Annotated in this window: 15 protein-coding genes; 7 read left to right on the top strand and 8 right to left on the bottom strand. The window is 68.9% G+C overall.

Annotated elements, in window-relative coordinates:
- The 4 genes from A5704_RS02010 to A5704_RS01995 all read right to left on the bottom strand — a co-directional run.
- Nucleotides 1-608, bottom strand: a 608-nt coding sequence (locus A5704_RS02010) for a DUF222 domain-containing protein (RefSeq protein ID WP_156737584.1), incomplete at its 3' end; no start/stop codon positions are given.
- Between the two features lie 84 nt (nt 609-692).
- Nucleotides 693-1,373, bottom strand: coding sequence for a DUF6629 family protein (locus A5704_RS02005; protein WP_067752642.1), 681 nt, complete (start codon nt 1,371-1,373; stop codon nt 693-695).
- Nucleotides 1,374-1,382: 9 nt separating this feature from the next.
- Entirely contained in the window at nt 1,383-2,438 is a 1,056-nt protein-coding gene (locus A5704_RS02000) for a putative zinc-binding metallopeptidase (protein WP_067781832.1), read from the bottom strand.
- The gene (locus tag A5704_RS01995) at nt 2,431-3,372 is read right to left on the bottom strand and encodes a transglutaminase family protein (RefSeq protein ID WP_231968714.1); all 942 of its coding nucleotides are present in this window, start codon (nt 3,370-3,372) and stop codon (nt 2,431-2,433) included. Before A5704_RS01995 ends, A5704_RS02000 begins: the two co-directional genes overlap by 8 nt.
- A 91-nt stretch (nt 3,373-3,463) precedes the next feature.
- Here A5704_RS01995 and A5704_RS01990 point away from each other — a divergent pair, with 91 nt between their 5' ends.
- Nucleotides 3,464-3,853, top strand: coding sequence for an MmcQ/YjbR family DNA-binding protein (locus A5704_RS01990; RefSeq protein ID WP_067752644.1), 390 nt, complete (start codon nt 3,464-3,466; stop codon nt 3,851-3,853).
- Between the two features lie 3 nt (nt 3,854-3,856).
- Here the strand turns inward: A5704_RS01990 and A5704_RS01985 are convergent, their stop codons facing one another.
- The 3 genes from A5704_RS01985 to aspS are packed head-to-tail and all read right to left on the bottom strand — an operon-like array spanning nt 3,857 to nt 7,130.
- Nucleotides 3,857-4,915 (bottom strand): aromatic acid exporter family protein, encoded by a 1,059-nt coding sequence (locus tag A5704_RS01985; RefSeq protein WP_067887125.1) that lies wholly within the window; start codon nt 4,913-4,915, stop codon nt 3,857-3,859.
- A gap of 5 nt (nt 4,916-4,920) precedes the next feature.
- Nucleotides 4,921-5,352 (bottom strand): nitroreductase family deazaflavin-dependent oxidoreductase, encoded by a 432-nt coding sequence (locus A5704_RS01980; RefSeq protein ID WP_067752650.1) that lies wholly within the window; start codon nt 5,350-5,352, stop codon nt 4,921-4,923.
- Nucleotides 5,349-7,130, bottom strand: a complete 1,782-nt coding sequence (gene aspS / locus A5704_RS01975) for an aspartate--tRNA ligase (RefSeq protein ID WP_156737583.1) — start codon at nt 7,128-7,130, stop codon at nt 5,349-5,351. Before aspS ends, A5704_RS01980 begins: the two co-directional genes overlap by 4 nt.
- A gap of 56 nt (nt 7,131-7,186) precedes the next feature.
- On the opposite strand from aspS, the gene A5704_RS01970 reads away from it, so the two are divergent.
- From A5704_RS01970 to A5704_RS01955, 4 genes are all read left to right on the top strand, one after another.
- Nucleotides 7,187-8,074 (top strand): oxidoreductase, encoded by an 888-nt coding sequence (locus A5704_RS01970; protein WP_197499049.1) that lies wholly within the window; start codon nt 7,187-7,189, stop codon nt 8,072-8,074.
- 9 nt (nt 8,075-8,083) lie between these two features.
- Entirely contained in the window at nt 8,084-8,587 is a 504-nt protein-coding gene (locus tag A5704_RS01965; protein ID WP_067752653.1) for an SRPBCC family protein, read from the top strand.
- Nucleotides 8,588-8,596: 9 nt separating this feature from the next.
- Nucleotides 8,597-9,475 (top strand): neutral zinc metallopeptidase, encoded by an 879-nt coding sequence (locus A5704_RS01960; protein ID WP_067752656.1) that lies wholly within the window; start codon nt 8,597-8,599, stop codon nt 9,473-9,475.
- Nucleotides 9,476-9,637: 162 nt separating this feature from the next.
- A complete protein-coding gene (locus A5704_RS01955; RefSeq protein ID WP_067752659.1) occupies nt 9,638-11,242 on the top strand; it encodes an MFS transporter in 1,605 nt (534 codons plus the stop codon).
- A 14-nt stretch (nt 11,243-11,256) separates the two neighbouring features.
- Here the strand turns inward: A5704_RS01955 and A5704_RS01950 are convergent, their stop codons facing one another.
- Entirely contained in the window at nt 11,257-11,700 is a 444-nt protein-coding gene (locus tag A5704_RS01950) for a hypothetical protein (protein WP_067752663.1), read from the bottom strand.
- A gap of 63 nt (nt 11,701-11,763) precedes the next feature.
- Here A5704_RS01950 and A5704_RS01945 point away from each other — a divergent pair, with 63 nt between their 5' ends.
- On the top strand, nt 11,764-12,609 hold the full coding sequence (locus tag A5704_RS01945; protein WP_067781838.1) for a patatin-like phospholipase family protein: 846 nt from the start codon (nt 11,764-11,766) through the stop codon (nt 12,607-12,609).
- Nucleotides 12,610-12,655: 46 nt separating this feature from the next.
- A complete protein-coding gene (locus A5704_RS01940) occupies nt 12,656-14,254 on the top strand; it encodes a metallophosphoesterase family protein (RefSeq protein ID WP_067887122.1) in 1,599 nt (532 codons plus the stop codon).
- Nucleotide 14,255 lies beyond the last annotated feature (1 nt).

Below are 14,255 nucleotides of genomic sequence, written 5' to 3'. Positions count from 1 at the left end.
AAGTCCTGAGCGCCCAGGGCGATCCCGCGCTTGCGGGCCCGCTCGGCATCACTGAACTCCCCGTCGGGGTGCAGCCAATCCATCACCCGCTTCGCGTATCGAGCCAATTCGTCGGGCCGATACCCGGCGGCCTTGGCGGCCAAGTCGGCTTCGGCGGCTTGGCGGGTCAGGGCGTCGATGGCATCCGGCAGGTGGGCCAAGAAGCCGCGGATCACGTTGATGTGGCCCTCGCCGATGCGCCCGGCGCGTTGGCCGGCCGCGGTCGCAGTCAGCTTGGGTGCCAGCGGTTCACCGGTCAGCGCCCGGCGCTCGCCGAGGTCGGCGGCTTCGGCGATGCGCCGGGCGGCCTCGGCCTTGGTGATGCGCAACCGGTCGGCCAACCCGGTGCGCAAGGAGCCACCCAGTTCCTCGGGGCTGGCCTGCGCGTCGAGTTGGTTGATCAGCGCGTGCTGGGGTGTACGCAGCCGGCGGGCGACGCTTTCCACCCGCTCCAAAGCCCGCAACCGTTCCGGGGTGGTGAGCACGTCAAAAGACATGGCGCACAGGCGGTCCGCGTCGCCGTCGAGCGCGTCGATAGCGTCGACGATCTCCTCACGACTGGCCTCCATACCTCAAACTCTAGAAACCCCCACCGACAAAAAAGCCCGCATTGTGACGGTTGAAGCTAAAGTGACACAAGGGATTTGAGAGAATCACACGTTCGATGCTGCGCGATCCAGGTCATCACCCCGGAAGCGGTGCTCGTCGGGCAACCGCCGCCGACGTCGCATGTGCACCAGCACCAAAACCGACAGCACGGCGGCATATATGCACCAGAACGACGCGAACGCTTCAAAGTAGAGGAGGCCGACCGCGATCAGCCCCACCAGGTTTGCCAATCCGAACGCCACAATGGAGCGATAGCCCGACAGCAACGCGGGCCCGATGACCGCGACAATGTAGAGCGTTGCCCACAAGTAACTTTCACGAGCGGCGGTCTGGTATTCCAGCGCGTGGGGGCACCTCGTCACCCCGACCGGCTTGATGAGGACGACCATCGCGAGATAGGCCGACACCACCGCACCGAGCACCGCAAACGGCGCAACCCGCAGCCGCGCGCCGCGCGGTTCGAGCATCAGGATCGCCAACGGAACCAATAGCGGGAGCACCGGCAGCGCGATGAACACATAGGCGTGCATCGCGAACTCCGCCACCCCGGCCGAGACGAAGCGATTGGGCCACACCGCCGCCTCGAGAAACTGGTGGACCGAGAACACCGCGGGCAGCGAAGCGAAAGGCACCTCGCGCCAGTGCTTCACCTCGCGCAGGCTGGCCACCGCGACCGGCACGAGGGCGGTGCCCACCACCAGGTCCGCCGTGATGGAGAAGCACATCGTCTCGACCTACCCCGCGATGGCGGCCGGTCCCCGTGACTCCGACGTCACCTCGTCGATCACGGTGTAGATGAACTTCATCTTCTCCAGCACCGCGACGGGCAGCACGAACGGGTAGAGGTCGTCATGGCCCATTGACCTGTTCACCATGTTCAGCGACCACGACAGCGGCAACCACATATCGATGATCGTCTGAAAGGCGCTGGGGCCCAACGCCGGCCGGTCGAACGTCGCCGACGCCGACGCGAAGCCGCACCACGCCGAGGTGTCCAGGGTGTCGCGGATGTGCAGGTAGTGGGCGAACGTCTCGGCCCAGTCCTCGGCGGGATGCATGGTGGCATACGACGAGACGAAGTCCTCCTGCCAGTCCTCGGGTGGCCCCTCGCTGTAGTGGCGGTCCAGCGCCTCCTGGTAATCCGCGTCGGGATCGCCGAACAGCTCGTTGAACCGCGCGAGGTAGTCACTCGACGGCGCGATCAGCCGGTAGAAATAGTAGTGCCCGATCTCGTGCCGGAAGTGCCCCAGCAGGGTGCGATACGGCTCCTCCATCTCCACCCGGAGTTGCTCGCGGTGCACGTCGTCGCCCTCGGCGAGATCGAGCGTGATGACGCCGTTGTCGTGCCCGGTCATTACCTTCTCGTGCGCGCTGGACAGCAGGTGGAATGCCAGGCCCTGCTGGGGATCCTCGTCGCGCCCGATGATCGGCAGCTTGAGTTCGTGCAGCTCCGCGATCAGCCGCCGCTTGGCCGCCTCCGCCCGGGCGAACTCGGCCAGACCGGCGGTGTCGGCGTCGTTGGGCCGCACGGTGGTCAGCGCACAGGACGTGCAAAGCAGCCGGGGATTGTTGACGGGCACCAGCCAATTGCATTCGGCCAGTTGGAGATTGGCACACAATTGATACTCGGCGGCGTCCACGAACCCGGCGTGGTCGCCGGCGTTCTCCTCGGCGATCACCATCAGAGCCATCTGCTCGAGCGAAAACCCCAGCGCGCTGCCGCAATTCAGGCAGGTGGAGTTCTCGAACGTCAGGCGCTGGCCGCAGTTGGGGCAGTTGAAGTCACGCATGCAGCGCATCCCCCTCGAACGGCACCACGTCGACGGCGACGTCGATCACGCTGTGTTCGGAATTGGTGTAGATGATGCCGCGCAGCGGCGGCACGTCCGCGTAGTCGCGGCCGCGTCCCACGATGATGTAGCGCTCGTCGACCAGCTGGTCGTTGGTGGGATCCAAGCCCAGCCATTCGAACTGGCCGGGCTCCTGAGGTGTCCACACCCCCGCCCAGGCGTGGGTGGCGTCTATCCCGATCATTCGATCCTTTCCCGGTGGCGGGTCGGTGGCCAGATACCCGGACACGTAGCTGGCCGCAAGACCGTTGGCGCGCAGGCAGGCGATCGCCAGCCTGGCAAAGTCTTGACATACCCCTTCCCGGGCCGCCAGAACCGCATTGACACCAGTGGAAATCGTCGTCGACCCCGAGCGGTAGGTGAAGTCGGCGAAAATCCTCGACGCGAGGTCACGCAGAACGTCGACCAGCGGGCGCCCCGGGGCGAAACTGGGCGCCGCGTACTCCCGGATCTCGTCGGTGATCTCGGGCGGATTCAGGTCGAGCGTGAATTCGGCGGCGAGCGCGCCCCTGCCGCCCACTGGGCGGGAGTCTTCCCACGGTTGCACCGCGGGCCCGCTGGTGTAGCGCCCCGGGGCGGGCGGATATACGTCGACGATGGAGTCGCTGGTCACGGTCAGGGCATGGTGCGGCTCGGTGACGTGGAAGTAGGAGCTGATGTTGCCGTAGACGTCGACGCTGGTGGAGACGTCGGCGGCGGCCGGGTCGATGGTCAGCCGGTGCGCGACGCACCGCTGCCGCGCCGAATCGCGCGGGGTGAGGAAGCCGCGGCCGTAGGAGCCGGTCACCACGTCGGAGTACCGGTACTCGGTGCGGTGGGTGACTCGGTGGCGGCGGGCGGTCCCGGCGTCAGCTTCAGACACAAGGCTGATCACATCACACGCCGGCCGCTTGCGCGCCGTCCGCGACGCGAAACCGTTTGCCAATCCGGCGGCACGCAGACCAAACCGGGAGCACAATCGAGATGTGGCCACGTGGTACGACGTCGCCCGCATCGTCCGTGAGCTGGCACTCACCTCGGAGCCGTCCCCGCATGATTGGCGGGTCGGCAAGAAGTTGCTGGCGTGGGAGCGGCCGTTGCGCCCCTCCGAACGCGAGGCGCTGGCAGACGGGGGCGCGGAACCGCCCGGCGGCGACATCCTCGGTGTGCGGGTGTCCGACGAGGGCGTCAAGTTCGGGCTGATCGCCGACGAGCCGGACGTCTATTTCACGACGCCGCATTTCGACGGCTACCCGGCGGTGCTGGTCAAACTGGATGCGATCTCGGTCCGCGACCTCGAGGAGCTGATCACCGAGGCGTGGCTGACGCAGGCCCCCAGGAAGTTGGTCCAGGAGTTCCTGGCCGACTCCCGCTGAACCTCACACGTGCCGCAGGTCGATCACGCGTTGCAGGTCCTCGACGCAGGCGCTGACGACGTCGGCGAGGATCAGCTGCGTCTTCTCGCGGGCGATCGACTGCAATTCCGAAGCGTGATGACGCGCGGACGCGATGTACGCGCACGCGCCGGCCGGATCGGCGTCGGCGAGGGCGGTCGCGGCCGCGAGCACCACCAAGACGGTGGGCACGGTCTGCGGAAGCCCGTCGCGACTGCCGTCGGCGGTAGGGGCGACGGCGCGGGCCAGTTGGAGCACCGAACCGGCCAGCAAGGCCACGTGTACGGCCTGGCGGTCGGCGGCATGGACCGTGTCGCGCATGCCCCAGCGGCGCGGCGCGACTCGCACCACCTGGCGGGCCGTGGTGCGCGCCTCGAGCAGTCCGCTGAGCTGTTCGTGCACTCGGTCGACCGCCGTCAGTGGCCAGTCGGATGGCGGCACCTTGCGTCCGACGGCGACGTCCGCCGCCCGCGACAAGACGTCGTGCAGCACGCCCAGCACGCCGACGCGCGCGTTGCGCAGCACGCTCAGCGGGTCGGCGGGGAACAGCAAGACGGCGAACACGATGGCCACCCCACCGCCGATCAGCGCGTCGAAGATGCGCTCCCAGCCCAGGCCGCTGTGAAACAGCGCCAACACCAGGATCGCCGACACCACGGTCTGGTTGGCAAACATCATCCCGTGTCCGATGAAGCCGCCCCCGATGAACACCGCGGCCCCGAGCGCGACCAAGGCGGCGATCGCGATCGGGACCGCCCCGGGGCCGAGCACGGCCTGCACCACCGAACCAAGCCCGATGCCGAGAGTTACCCCGACCATCATCTGGATGGCGCGTTGCGCGCGCAGCACGTTGCTCGTCGACAACGACACGGCGGCCGCGATCGGCGCGAAGAACGGCTGCGGATGTTCCAAGACATCGTGCGCGAGATACCACGACAGTCCCGCGGCCACGGAGGTCTGAATCAGGTTGAACCACACCAGTCGCAGCCGTTTGTTGCCCGCACGCGCGGCGGCGAGAACAACCGATGGCCGCGAGGTGTTCACGACACCTAAGTGCGCCGCAACTCGAACAGCGGAATGACCCGGCTGGTCTTGGATTGGTACTCGGCGAAGCCGGGCGCGGCCGCGGTGATCTTGTCGAACAGCGCGTCGCGTTCGGCGCGCGGCAACTCGTGGGCGGCCACGTCGAACTCCTCGGTGCCAACCTCGACATGCGCCGCGGGGTTGGCCCGGAGATTGTGCACCCACGCCGGGCTGACGGGCGCGCCGGCGAACGAGCCGATGATGATCAGCTTGCCGTCGATGTCGAAGTAGGCCAGCGGCGACACCCGAGGCTCACCCGACTTGGCGCCGGTTGTGTGCAGCAGGAGCAGGTTGGCGCCCTCGAATTGGCCGCCGACCTTGCCGCCGTTGGATCGGAACTCGTCGATGATGCTCTGGTTGAACGCGTTGATGGTCTGGGTGTCAGGCATTTCCGTCATGCCCGGTCAACCTTCTCCGGTTTGGCGTCTATTCCGGACTCCTTGCGCTGCTGCGCGGTGATCGGCGCGGGCGCATCGGTGAGCGGGTCGACGCCGCCGCCGGTCTTCGGGAACGCGATCACCTCGCGGATCGAGTCGACTCGCGACAGCAGCGCGTTGATCCGGTCCCAGCCGAAGGCGATCCCGCCGTGCGGCGGCGCGCCAAAGGTGAACGCCTCCAACAGAAATCCGAACTTCTCCTCGGCCTCGGCCTGGTCCAGGCCCATCACGGCGAATACGCGCTCCTGGATGTCGCGGCGGTGGATACGTATCGATCCCCCACCGATCTCGTTGCCGTTGCAGACGATGTCGTAGGCGTCGGCCAGCACGGCGCCGGGGTCGGAGTCGACCACGTCCTCGTACTCAGGCTTGGGCGAGGTGAACGCGTGGTGCACCGCTGTCCACGCGCCCGAGCCGACGGCCACGTCCCCGGCGGCGGTCGCCTCGTCGGCGGGCTCGAACAGCGGCGGATCCACCACCCAGACGAACGCCCACGCCTCGGGATCGATCATGTCGAGCCGGCTGGCGATCTCTCCGCGGGCGGCGCCCAGCAGTGCGCGCGACGGCTTGGGCAGGCCGGCGGAGAAGAAGATGCAGTCCCCCGGCTCGGCCCCGACGTGGGCGGCCAGGCCGTCGCGCTCGGCGTCGGTCAGGTTTTTGGCCACCGGGCCGCCCAGCGTGCCGTCATCTCCGACGAGCACGTAGGCCAGCCCGCGGTGGCCGCGCTGCTTGGCCCAGTCCTGCCAGCCGTCCAGCGTCCTACGCGGCTGCGACGCCCCGCCCGGCATCACCACCGCGCCCACGTACGGCGCCTGGAAGACGCGAAACGTGGTGTCTTTGAAGAACTCTGTGCACTCGACGAGCTCCAGCCCGAACCGCATGTCCGGCTTGTCGGAGCCGAATCGGCGCATCGCGTCGGCATAGGTGATCCGCGGGATGGGTGTGGGGACCTGGTAGCCGATCAGCGTCCACAGCGCGGTCAGGATCTCCTCGGAGATCGCGATGATGTCCTGGGCGTCGACGAAGCTCATCTCCATGTCGAGCTGGGTGAACTCGGGCTGCCGGTCGGCGCGGAAATCCTCGTCCCGGTAGCAGCGGGCGATCTGGTAGTAGCGCTCCATCCCGGCCACCATCAGCAACTGCTTGAACAGCTGCGGGCTCTGGGGCAGGGCGTAGAACGAGCCGGGGTGCAGCCGGGCCGGCACCAGGAAGTCGCGCGCGCCCTCCGGCGTCGACCGGGTGATCGTCGGCGTCTCGATCTCGACGAAGTCGTGGCCGGCCAGCACCGCGCGGGCGGCGGCATTCACCTTGGAGCGCAGGCGAAGCGCCGCGGCCGGCCCGTCGCGGCGCAGGTCGAGGTAGCGGTACTTCAGCCGCAGCTCCTCGCCGGCGGGCTCGTCGAGCTGGAACGGCAGCGGCGCGCTCTCGCCGAGCACGGTCAGGGTGGCGACGTTGACCTCGATGTCGCCGGTGGCGATCTCCGGGTTGGCGTTGCCCTCCGGCCGGATCTCGACGACACCGGTGACCGCGACGCAGAATTCGGCGCGCAACCGGTGCGCCTGCGCCAGCACGTCAGCGTTGCGGAACACCACCTGCGCGACCCCCGAGGCGTCGCGCAGATCGATGAAGATGACGCCGCCGTGGTCGCGGCGGCGAGCCACCCAGCCCGCTAGCGTCACCTGCTGTCCGGCGTCGCTGCTTCTCAGCGACCCGGCGGCGTGGCTGCGCAGCACAAACACTCCCTTTCCCGCGGTTGGAACGAGTGCCCAGTCTAGAGGGAGGTAATTTCGGTCCTATCGTCACCAACATCGCACTCGTCGGTCCCGGCGCCGTCGGCACCACGATCGCCGCGCTGCTTCACCAGGCAGGGCATTCGGTGCTGGTGTGCGGTCACACCCCCCGGGAAAGCATCGAATTGCGGCCGGACGGCGCGGATCCGATCGTGGTACCCGGCCCCGTGCACACCGATCCGGGCGAGGTCACCGGGCCGGTCGACGTCGTGCTGCTGGCGGTCAAGGCCACCCAGAACGACGCGGCGTCGGGCTGGCTGACCCGGCTGTGCGACCCGCACACGATCGTCGTCGTGCTGCAGAACGGCGTGGAGCAGGCCGAGCAGGTGCAGCCGCACTGCCCGTCGTCGCCGGTGGTGCCCGGCATCGTGTGGTACTCGGCGGAGACCCAGCCCGAGGGTTGGGTGCGGCTGCGCACCGAAGCGACGCTGGTGTTGCCCAGCGGGCCCGCGGCGCAGACGGTCGCCGACCTGCTGCGCGGAGCCGGGTGCCGGGTGGACTGCGACCCCGACTTCGTCACCGCCGCCTGGCGCAAGTTGCTCACCAATGCGCTGGCCGGGTTCATGGCGCTGTCCGGGCGGCGATCCGGCATGTTCCGCCGCGACGACGTCACCGAACTGTCGCGGCGCTACGTCGCCGAATGCCTGGCGGTCGCGCGGGCCGAGGGCGCCAAGCTGCCCGACACCATCGTCGACGAGCTGGCCGAGATGTTCCGGCACGTCGCCGAGGACATGGGCACCTCGATCCTGGCCGACCGGGAGAACCGCCGGCGGATGGAGTGGGACATCCGCAACGGGGTGATCAGCCGCAAGGGCCGCGCCCATGATCTGGCTACGCCGATCAGCGACGTCCTTGTGCCGCTGCTGGCCGCGGCGAGCGACGGCCCCGGCTAGATTATTTCCATGTTCCCCTGCGACCGCGTCGACCTGAGCTTCATCGACAGCGCGCCCTTCGTGTATCGCAACAGCGTCGACCTCGCGATCACCCCCGAGCAGCTGTTCGAGGTGCTCGCCGACGCGGAGTCCTGGCCCCGCTGGGCGAGCGTGATCACCAAGGTGACCTGGACCAGCCCCGAGCCGCGCGGCGTGGGCACCACCCGCGTCGTCGAGATGCGCGGTGGCCTGGTCGGCAACGAAGAGTATCTGGCGTGGGAGCCGTTCAGCCACATGGCTTTTCGGTTCAACGAATGCTCGACGCAGGCCGTCGCGGCATTCGCCGAGGACTACCGGGTCGAGGTCATCCCGGGTGGGTGCCGGCTGACGTGGACCATGGCGCAGAAGCCCGCGGGCCCGGCGCGGCTGGCGATGTACGCGGTGGGGCCGCTGCTCAACCTGGGGCTCCGCCGATTCCTGCGCAACCTGCGCAATTACACCGATACGCGGTTCGCCGAAACCGGGCAACGTTAGGAGCGGGCGATGAGCTTCAACGAGGGTATGCAGATCGACACCAGCACCGCGTCGTCGTCGGGCGGCGGCGGCATGGGGATGGCCGTCGGGGGCGGCGGCCTCGGGCTGCTCATCCTGATCGGCGCGTTGCTGTTGGGCGTCGACCCGGGCCGCGTGCTCAACCAGCAGCAGACGAACACCGGCGGCTACTCGGCGCCCGGGTTCGACCTGAGCCAGTGCAAGACCGGGGCCGACGCCAACAAGTACGTGCAGTGCCGCGTGGTCGCCACCGGCAACTCGGTGGACGCGGTGTGGAAGCAGCTGATGCAGGGCTACACCCGGCCGCACGTCCGGTTGTTCACCGGCTCGGTGGACACGGGCTGCGGGCCGGCCACCACCGCGGTGGGGCCGTTCTATTGCCCCGTTGACCAGACGGCGTACTTCGACACCGACTTCTTCCAGGAGCTGGTCGACAAATTCGGTTCCAGCGGTGGGCCGTTCGCGCAGGAGTACGTGGTGGCCCACGAATACGGCCACCACGTGCAGCAATTGCAGGGCATCCTGGGCCGCTCGCAGCAGGGGGCGAAGGGCGCAGGCGGCAACGGCGTGCGCACGGAGCTGCAGGCGGACTGCTACGCCGGGATCTGGGCGCACTACGCGTCGACCGTCAAGCAGGAGAGCACCGGCGTGCCCTATCTGCAGCCGCTGAGCGATCAGGACATCCAGGACGCGCTCTCGGCCGCGGCGTCGGTGGGCGACGACCGCATCCAGAAGGAAGCGACGGGGCGGGTCAACCCCGAGTCGTGGACGCACGGCTCGTCGGAGCAGCGGCAGCACTGGTTCACCGTCGGCTACCAGACCGGTGACCCGAAGAAGTGCGACACCTTCGCCGCTCCGAATTTGGGCTAGCCCCAATCTTTCTCGTGCCCGCTGGCGGCGTCGAGGTCTATTACGGCGGCCAGCCGATCACGAGGCGGACGCCGGCGGTGACGCCGCGCCGTCATGCGCGCGTTGGGTGCGTGTCTTAGACTTCTACCCCGCCGCACGACGCGAAAGGCTCGCATGTCGGATATGACGCAGGAGCGCACCGACAGCGGGGAGATATCGGTCTGGGCGCCGTTGCGCAATCAGGTTTTCCGCGCATTGTTCGTCGCGCAGTTCGTCTCCAACGTGGGCACCTGGATGCAAAGCGTGGCGGCGCAATGGGTCTTGGTCGAAGGCCACAGCAGCGCCACCGTCGTCGCACTGGTCCAGACCGCGAGCCTGGGGCCGACGCTCGTGCTGGCGCTGTTCGCCGGTGCGCTCGCCGACGTCTTCGACCAGCGACGGTTGCTGATCGTCCTGCAGTCGTATGCGGTGGTGGTAGCGCTCGCGCTGGCCGGGCTGACCTACTTCGGGCGCCTCACCCCGACCGCACTGCTGCTGTTCACCCTGGCGATCGGCGTCGCCTCCGCGATCACGGCGCCGGCCTGGCAGGCGATCCAACCGGAGGTCGTCCCCCGCGAGCAGATCACGTCCGCCGCAACGCTGGCCAGCGTCTCGGTCAACGTCGCCCGGGTGGTCGGGCCCGCCATCGGCGGCATCGTCCTGGCGGTGGCGGGCCCGGCGGCGGTCTTCGCGATCAACGCGATCTCGTTCGTGGGCATCATCGTCGCCCTGGCGGGGTGGCGGCGACCCAAGCAGATCGCGCCCATCGAACGGGAGCACCTCGGCCAGGCGATCTTGACCGGGTTGGGCTACGTGGTCAACGGTCCGATCTTCCGCAGGATCCTGCTGCGCGCGGCCCTGTTCGTCTTCCCCGCCTCGGCCCTGCTGGCCCTGCTGCCCGTGACGGCCGCCGCCACCTGGCACCTGGGGGCCGGCGGCTACGGCGTGGCACTGGGCGCCATCGGTGTGGGCGCGGTGCTCGCCGTCGCGGTTCCGGCGCCGTTACGCCAGAAGGTGCCGCCCAACACGTTGCTGGCGGTGTGCGCGGCCGCGTACGGCGCCGCCACCCTCGCGGTGGTCTTTCTGCCGTTCGCCGCGGCGGCGCCCTTCCTGGTGTTGTCGGGGATGACCTGGCTGATCACGTTGACGACGTTGAACGCCGCGGCGCAGCTGCATCTGCCGCGCTGGGTTCGCGCCCGCGGGCTGGCGATGTACCTGCTGGTATTCACGGGCTCCCAGGCGGTCGGCTCGTACCTCTGGGGTGTCGTCGCCACGCGCGAGGGGCTCGGCGTGGCGTTGACCGTGGCGGCGGTGTTGCTGGGCGTCACCGCGCTGAGCGTCGTCCCGTTCGGGCTGCGCCCGGAGACCGGGAAGCTGAGCCGCGACATCTCCCGGGCCTGGCCGATGCCGATGGTCGTGTTCGAGCCATGCCCCAACGACGGACCGGTGCTGGTGACCGTGCGCTACCGCGTCGCGACGGACACCCTCCAGGACTTCGTCGAGGCGATGAGCGCGGTGCGGCGCTCACGGCTGCGCACGGGGGGCCACAGCTGGGGGCTCTATCACAGCCTCGAGCATCCCGACACGGTCCTCGAGCGGTTCACCGTGCCGTCGTGGACCGAATTCGAACGCCAGCACACCGAACGCTGGCTGGAGTCCGACCACGACGGGGTGACCAGGGCGGTCGGCTACACGCTCGACCACACCCGGCGGCACGAGTACTACCTCGCGCTGCGGGTGCACCGCTGAGCGGACCTACCGGTTCACCAGGGCCGCGTCGAGCAGGTCACGCCGGTGGTGGCGCTCTGCGTCACCACGACCTGACCGTCGACGGCGATCTGGCACTGGATCTGCGGCGTGTTCGACGAATCGCAATCCGGCCAGTGACAACCGCCGCTCGCGTTCACGAACGCCCACTTATTCGGGTCGTTCAACGTCGTGTTGTACACCAGCGGCTGCCCCGCGGCGAACGCCGTCTGCACGCTGTTGAGGAACTGCGACGAGTTCGCGTCGAAGGCAGCCTGGCTCGGCGGATCGGTGTTCATGTACCGGACGTTGCCGGTGAGGTTGCCGGTGGCGGTGATGGTGTAAGTCACCTGGTGGCCGGCCGGGTCCGCGGATGAGGTCGCGGGCGTGACGGCCACCGCTGCGGCGGCCGCAAACGTCGCCACCGCGACCCCCGTGGTCACTATTCGCACGTTCGTCATATCGAAAACGCTACCCAATTCGTTACGGCGCTACGCGTGCTCGCAGGTCCCTACTATGCATTTGTGCCCACGGCCTTCGTGTTGTCCGGCGGGGCCAGCCTCGGCGCTATCCACGTCGGAATGCTGCTCGCCCTGGCCGACGAGGGGGAACGGCCCGACCTGATCGTCGGGACGTCGGTCGGCGCGGTCAACGGCGGGTGGATCGCCTCGCGACCCGATCTCCCGGGGATTCGGGGGCTGGCCGAGCTATGGACGTCGCTGTCGCGGAGGGACATCTTTCCGACGCACCCGATCGCAGGCGCGATGGGCATGCTGGGCCGCCGGTCGCACCTGGTGCCCAATGTCGGGTTGCGACGGCTGCTCGCCGAGAAGCTCGAGTTCGCGCGGCTCGAGGACGCGCCGATCCCCCTCCATGTGGTGGCCACCGACGTCGTCTCCGGCGGCGACGTCCTGCTGTCGTCGGGGAACGCCGTGGACGCGATCGCGGCCAGCGCCGCGATTCCCGGCGTTTTTCCACCGGTCCGGGTGAACGGCCGCGACCTGATGGACGGCGGCGTGGTCAACAACACGCCGGTGTCGCACGCCGTCGCGCTGGGCGCCGACCGGGTCTGGGTGCTCCCGACCGGCTACTCGTGCGCCCTGCCCGCGGCGCCGAAGACGGCGGTCAACATGGCGTTGCACGCCCTGACCCTGGCCGTGAACCATCGCCTCGCCGTCGACGTCGAACGCTTCGAGCGAACGGTCGACCTGCGGGTCGTCCGCCCGCTGTGCCCCGTCGCCATCTCCGGGGCCGACTTCTCCCACGGTGCAACGCTTATCGAACGGTCGCACGCGGCCACCCGCGAGTGGCTGGCGGCCCGCCCGCCCTCCACCGGGCAGGCGGGACTGCTCGAGCCGCACAGCCACTAGCGCGCCCGTTCCGCGGACGTTCACCCCGCTCGGGTATGAAGCAGGGGTGGTCGACGAACCCGCACCGCCCCACGGCGGTGCTGCTGCGCCCGGCATCAGCCGCCGCAGGTTGTTGACCACCAGCGCGGTCTCGGCCGCCCTCGGGGCGGGCGTCGGGGGTGGCGCCGCCTTGGTGTGGTCCCACCGCGGTGCGCCCGCCTTCGTCTACCAGCCGAGCCGCGCCGGCGCGCCGCCGGTGACGGGGCTGCACCTGCAATTCGGCAGGCAGGCCGCCTCGGAGGTGGTGGTGTCCTGGCACACCGTCGATGCGATCCGCAACCCCCGCGTCAGCTACGGCACGCCGGCGTCGGGCCTCGGCCGGACCGTGGCGGCCGAAACCCGCACCTACCGCGATGCCAAGTCCAACACCGAAGTCCGCGTGAATCACGCCCGCCTGACCGGCCTCACCCCGGACACCGACTATGTGTACGCCGCCGTGCACGACGGCGCCGAGCCGGAGATGGGCACCATCAGGACGGCGCCGTCCGGCCGAAAGCCGTTCCGATTCACCAGCTTCGGAGATCAGTCCACGCCGACGCTGGTGAGGATGCCCGACGGCAGCTACGGCACGGACAACATCGGCTCGCCCGCGTCGGCCGACACCACGCTGGCGGTCGAGCGGATGGCGCCGCTGTTCAATCTGATCAACGGCGACCTGTGCTACGCCAACCTCGCGCAAGACCGGATCCGTACCTGGTCCGCGTGGTTCGAGAACAACACCCGCTCGGCGCGCTACCGGCCGTGGATGCCGGCGGCAGGCAACCACGAAAACGAATTGGGCAACGGCCCAATCGGTTACGGCGCCTATCAGGCGTACTTCGCGGTGCCCGACTCGGGCTCGAGCCCGGAGACGCGCGGGCTCTGGTATTCGTTCACCGTCGGCTCGGTGCGGGTGATCAGCCTGAACAACGACGACGTGGCGTTTCAGGACGGCGGCAACTTCTACGTGCACGGATACTCGGGTGGTGAGCAAAAGCGTTGGCTGGCAGCCGAACTCGCCGCAGCGCGGCGTGATCCGGACATTGATTGGGTGGTCGTGTGCATGCACCAGACGGCGATCTCCAGCGCCGACAAGCCCGCCAACGGCGCCGACCTGGGAATCCGCGAGGCATGGCTCCCGTTGTTCGACGAGTACCAGGTCGACCTGGTGGTGTGCGGCCACGAACACCACTACGAGCGCTCGCACCCCTTGCGCGGAACACTGCCGACCGACACCCGCACACCGATCCCCGTCGACACCCGCGGCGACGTCATCGACGCGACCAAGGGAACGGTGCATCTCGTCATCGGCGGCGGCGGCACGTCCGCGCCCACCAACGCGTTCTTGTTCCCCGAGCCGCAATGCCGTGTGCTGACCGGCGTCGGCGCGTTCGATCCGGCGCTCGGGCGCAAGCCGCCGATCTACGTCGTGGAGGACGCGCCGTGGTCCGCGTTCAGAGACCGGGACAATCCCTATGGGTTCGCGGCGTTCGACGTGGACCCGGGCCAGCCCGGTGGCAACACCTCGATCAAGGCCACGCACTACGCGTTGAGCGGGCCGTTCGGCGCGGTCACCGAGGTGGACCGGTTCACGCTGACCAAGCCGCGCCGCGACAAACCGGCCTAGG

It is taken from the genome of Mycobacterium sp. E735 (assembly GCF_001666955.1).
Lineage (GTDB): Bacteria > Actinomycetota > Actinomycetes > Mycobacteriales > Mycobacteriaceae > Mycobacterium.
Note: the sequence above shows the minus strand (reverse complement) of the source record. Positions and strands in the feature narration are given on the sequence as shown.